The sequence below is a fragment of the Sphingomonas sp. genome (assembly GCF_023266535.1).
Classification (GTDB): Bacteria; Pseudomonadota; Alphaproteobacteria; order Sphingomonadales; family Sphingomonadaceae; genus Sphingomicrobium.
In genome coordinates, this window is sequence record NZ_JAHFPY010000001.1 from 1 (window position 1) to 3,794 (window position 3,794).

At 65.4% G+C, this 3,794-nt stretch carries 4 protein-coding genes; 1 reads left to right on the forward strand and 3 read right to left on the reverse strand.

Features of this window, described 5'->3' with window-relative positions:
- Nucleotides 1-656: HNH endonuclease (locus Q0C64_RS00005; RefSeq protein ID WP_294119908.1), on the forward strand; the 656-nt coding region annotated here is incomplete at its 5' end.
- Nucleotides 657-1,325: 669 nt separating this feature from the next.
- Here Q0C64_RS00005 and Q0C64_RS00010 read toward each other — a convergent pair.
- From Q0C64_RS00010 to Q0C64_RS00020, 3 genes are all read right to left on the reverse strand, one after another.
- Nucleotides 1,326-2,144, reverse strand: a complete 819-nt coding sequence (locus Q0C64_RS00010; protein ID WP_294119909.1) for an alpha/beta fold hydrolase — start codon at nt 2,142-2,144, stop codon at nt 1,326-1,328.
- Between the two features lie 220 nt (nt 2,145-2,364).
- Nucleotides 2,365-3,087 (reverse strand): alpha/beta hydrolase, encoded by a 723-nt coding sequence (locus Q0C64_RS00015; protein WP_294119910.1) that lies wholly within the window; start codon nt 3,085-3,087, stop codon nt 2,365-2,367.
- Nucleotides 3,074-3,794 (reverse strand): aminoacyl--tRNA ligase-related protein (locus Q0C64_RS00020; protein ID WP_366003989.1); only part of this gene is annotated, 721 nt, incomplete at its 5' end. The genes Q0C64_RS00015 and Q0C64_RS00020, both read right to left, overlap by 14 nt.

The window sequence follows — 3,794 nt, forward strand, 5'->3', positions numbered from 1 at the left end:
AATTTGATCGAAACGTTCCATTCCAAGTCGCCGGCAATTATCCGGAACGGAGCGTTTTGAATGACGCCGGCAAAGTATCAGGGCGCGCTCAATCGGCTGTCCGAACGATCCCCGATGCTCACTTCAATCGGATTATCGCTCTAGGCCTGGATGCCGGCGAAGAACTGCTGCCCCGGAACGATGCGGAAACCAGCGGACTGGGCGTCGCTGAACAGCAAGCCCCCTACGAGTTTGAGCAAGATAGAACGCAGATGCTGGCGCTTCGCACGGTTCGCGACCGCATCTTTCGAACCGTCGTGTTGAAGGCTTATGATCGACGCTGCGCCTTCACTGGATTTCAATTCATCAACGGCGGCGGCCGGGCCGAAGTGGAAGCCGCGCATATCAAGTCGGTCAGCGCCAAGGGTCCGGACGTTGTGCAGAACGGACTCGCGTTGTCCGGAACCGTGCACTGGATGTTCGACAGAGGGTTACTTACCCTGTCCGATGATCGTCGGATATTGATGTCCAATCAGATCAACGATGTTGATGGCGTTCGGAAGATTTTGCTGCCGGATGGGCACGCAAAGTTCCCTGAACGAGGCGAGCATCATCCTGATCCGAAGTTCCTGAAGTGGCATAGGGAATATTGCTTCAAGGGTGCGGCATTGAATTAGCCATTGAACCGTCAGAGGCCTGCAGAATGAAGCTGGATCCGGGATCGAAGTCCGGGATGACGAGTTAGGGGTGATATGAAGGCTCTTTCACTTACTGCGGCAGTAGCGCTGGCCGCATTCTCCTCACCCGCCATCGGCCAATCCCGCCCCGTGGGCGGCGCGCCGAGGATCACGATCCCGAGCCAAAACAATCTGTTCAGTTGGGAGTCGGGCGCCCACCGCTTTCGCGGTGGCTTCGGGGGCGGCTTCGGCAATGTGTGGATCGTAGAGCGGGAGGTGCCGGTGGTGGTGAGGGTTCCCGTCCCGGTCCCGACCGCCCCTCCACCGCAAGCGGCCGCTAATTCGGGGACACCCAATAGCCTCCAGTGCTCGTCTGTCTCCCAGACAGACTGCGCGCTTCGCTCCCCAATTGCCCGGAAGCCCTATGTCGTCGGGGCGAGCTACGCCTCGCTGCCCGGATCCTGCATGAAGCTGATCGAGGACGGGGCGAGCTTCTATTACTGCTCGGGCGACTGGTACCGGCAGGAGGGCAAGTCGTACCGGGCAGTGGCGCGAAGGCTCTAAGGGAAAAGGACCCGCCACGCGGAGTAAATCCGACGTGACGTCGGTCCTGTCGCTCTCTTCGGAGCGCAGGCCGTCCGGCACTCGGCGTCTCTACGCCTAAATCCGCTACGCTGCGCTCGCTGGCTTTAGGCTCGGCGCAGCTCCTTCCTGCTCCGTCAGGAAGATCGCTATCTCGCGCATGACCTCGCTCAGCGCGGGGCGGTAGACGGCGAAGCCCATATGGTGGGTGTCGATCTCGACCGCCTTGTCGACCTCGTGCGCCAGGCCGCGGGCGGCGGCGGGGGCGACGATGCCGTCCTTGCGCGACCACAACGCGAGGGTCGGGACCGGCGGCTTGCTGCCGATGCGCGGGAAGGGCGGCTCGTTGACGTCGTGGCCGGCGACCCGCTCGTAAAATTCGCGGACGTTGGTGTTGGTCTTGAGGTTGCCGCTGAACGGCGTGCCGAGCGTGACGACGGCGCGGACCATGTGCGGGACGCGGCAGGCGAGCTCGCGCGCGAACAGGCCGCCGAGGCTCCAGCCGACGATCAGGACGGGCTGGCGCCTATGATGGCCGTGCTCGCCTGTCCCCCGGACAGGCTCCGCGCCGCCATCATAAATCGCCTGGAGGCGGCTTTCGAGCAGGATCATGGTGTCGATCTTGGCGCCGAGGTTCTTGCCCAAGAGCCAGGGATGGGCGCGCCAGCCGGCCCGGGCGAGGCCGCGGCGCAGCTCCATGGTGGTGCGATCGTTGGCAAGGAAGCCAGGGATGACGAGGGCCGGCGGGCCGTCCTCCGGGCCGCGGGGGCCGAGCGGGCCGAGACCGCTGAGCATGCGCGGGATGTGCCAGGCGACCTGGCGCCAGCCGTCCCATGCCGACGGGGCCTGGTCGTCGGGGCTGGGGCGGCCCTTGACGGGCGCGAGGGGGGTCCGGTCCCACTTCATGTGAATCAAGATGGTGTAGAAAGTTTAAGGGAACAAGAATCGGCGAGGATTATGGCACGATTTCAGGGAGATGAGTCATTTTGGCAACGTTGCTGTTTCCCTGCGCAGGCAGGGACCCAGTCCGCTGCGATAGCAGCGCCTGCGGCGCTGGTCTGGGCCATGATGAAAACGCACAGTCTCCCAAACTGTGCTGGTTTTCATCATCTTCGCCGGGGAACTGCTAGGCGGGAAGATTGGCGAGGAAGCGCTTGATCTCCTCGACCACCTTCCTTGCGGTGCGGGTTGAGACGCCGAAGGCCATATGGCTGCAATCCATTTCGACCGCCTTGTCGCTCTCGTCCGGGGCGCCGCGGGCGGCGGCGGGGGCGATCAGGCCGTCCTTGCGCGACCATAAAGCCAGCGTCGGGACCGGCGGCTTGGCGGTGATCCGCTCGATCGGCGGCTGGTCGACCGGGTGGCCGGCGATCCATTCGTAGAGCCGCCAGACGTTGTTCAGATGCGGGTCCTGGCTGAACGGGCTGCCGAGCGTGACGACGGCGCGAACCTGGGCGGGCGCGGCGCGGGCGAGCTCGCGGGCGAAGACGCCGCCGAGGCTCCAGCCGACGACCAGGATGGGCTGGTCGGTAGAGATTTCGGCGAGGCGCCTAGCGAGCTGCTCGATGGTGTCGGCGCGGGCGCCGAGGTTCCAGCCGGCGTTCCACGGATAGGTGCGGTAGCCGGCCTCGGCCAGCGCGCGGCGGAGCGCCATGGTGGTGCGGTCGTTGGCGATGAAGCCGGGGATGACCAGCACCGGCGGGCCGTCGACGGGACCGCGCGGATCGAGGTGGCCGATGCCGTGCCAGGCGCGCGAGAGGAGCCAGCCGGCCTCGCTCACCCGCCGCCAGCTGGGCGGGATGCGAAAGTCGGGGTCGTCGCCGGCCTCAGGCACGCTAGAGATATTCATCCCCGCCCAATAGGCCGCGAATGCTTTGCGGAAGCCTAACGCGGCCGTCGGCGGTCTGGTGGTTCTCGAGCAGGGGCACGAGGATGCGGGGGGACGCCAGCGCAGTGTTGTTGAGCGTGTGGGCGAAGCGGACCTTGCCGTCCGCGTCGCGGTAGCGGAGGTTGGCGCGCCTCGCCTGCCAGTCGTGCAGGGTCGAGCAGCTGTGGGTCTCGCGATACTTGCCGAGGCTGGGCACCCAGCTTTCGATGTCGTTCATGCGATATTTGCCGAGGCCCATGTCGCCGGTCGAGGTCTCGATCACCTGGTAGGGGATTTCAAGCGCGCTCAGCAGCTGTTCGGCGAGGGCGAGCAGCTTGGCATGCCATTCGGCCGATTGCGCCTCGTCGGCTTCGCAGATGACATAGGATTCGACTTTGACGAACTGGTGGACGCGGAGCAGGCCGCGGACGTCCTTGCCGGCGCTGCCCGCCTCACGGCGGAAGCAGGGCGAGTAGCCGGCGTAGAGGATCGGGAGCTGCTTGCCTTCGATGATCTCGCCCGAGTGGAGCGAGGTCAGCGCGACCTCGGCGGTGCCGGCGAGGTAGAGGTCGTCGTTGGGCAGCGCATAGGTTTCCTCGACATGGCCGGGGAACTGGCCCTGGTTGAGGAACGCCTGCTCACGGGCGATGGCGGGGACGGTTACGGGCAAGAAGCCGGCGGCGGCGATC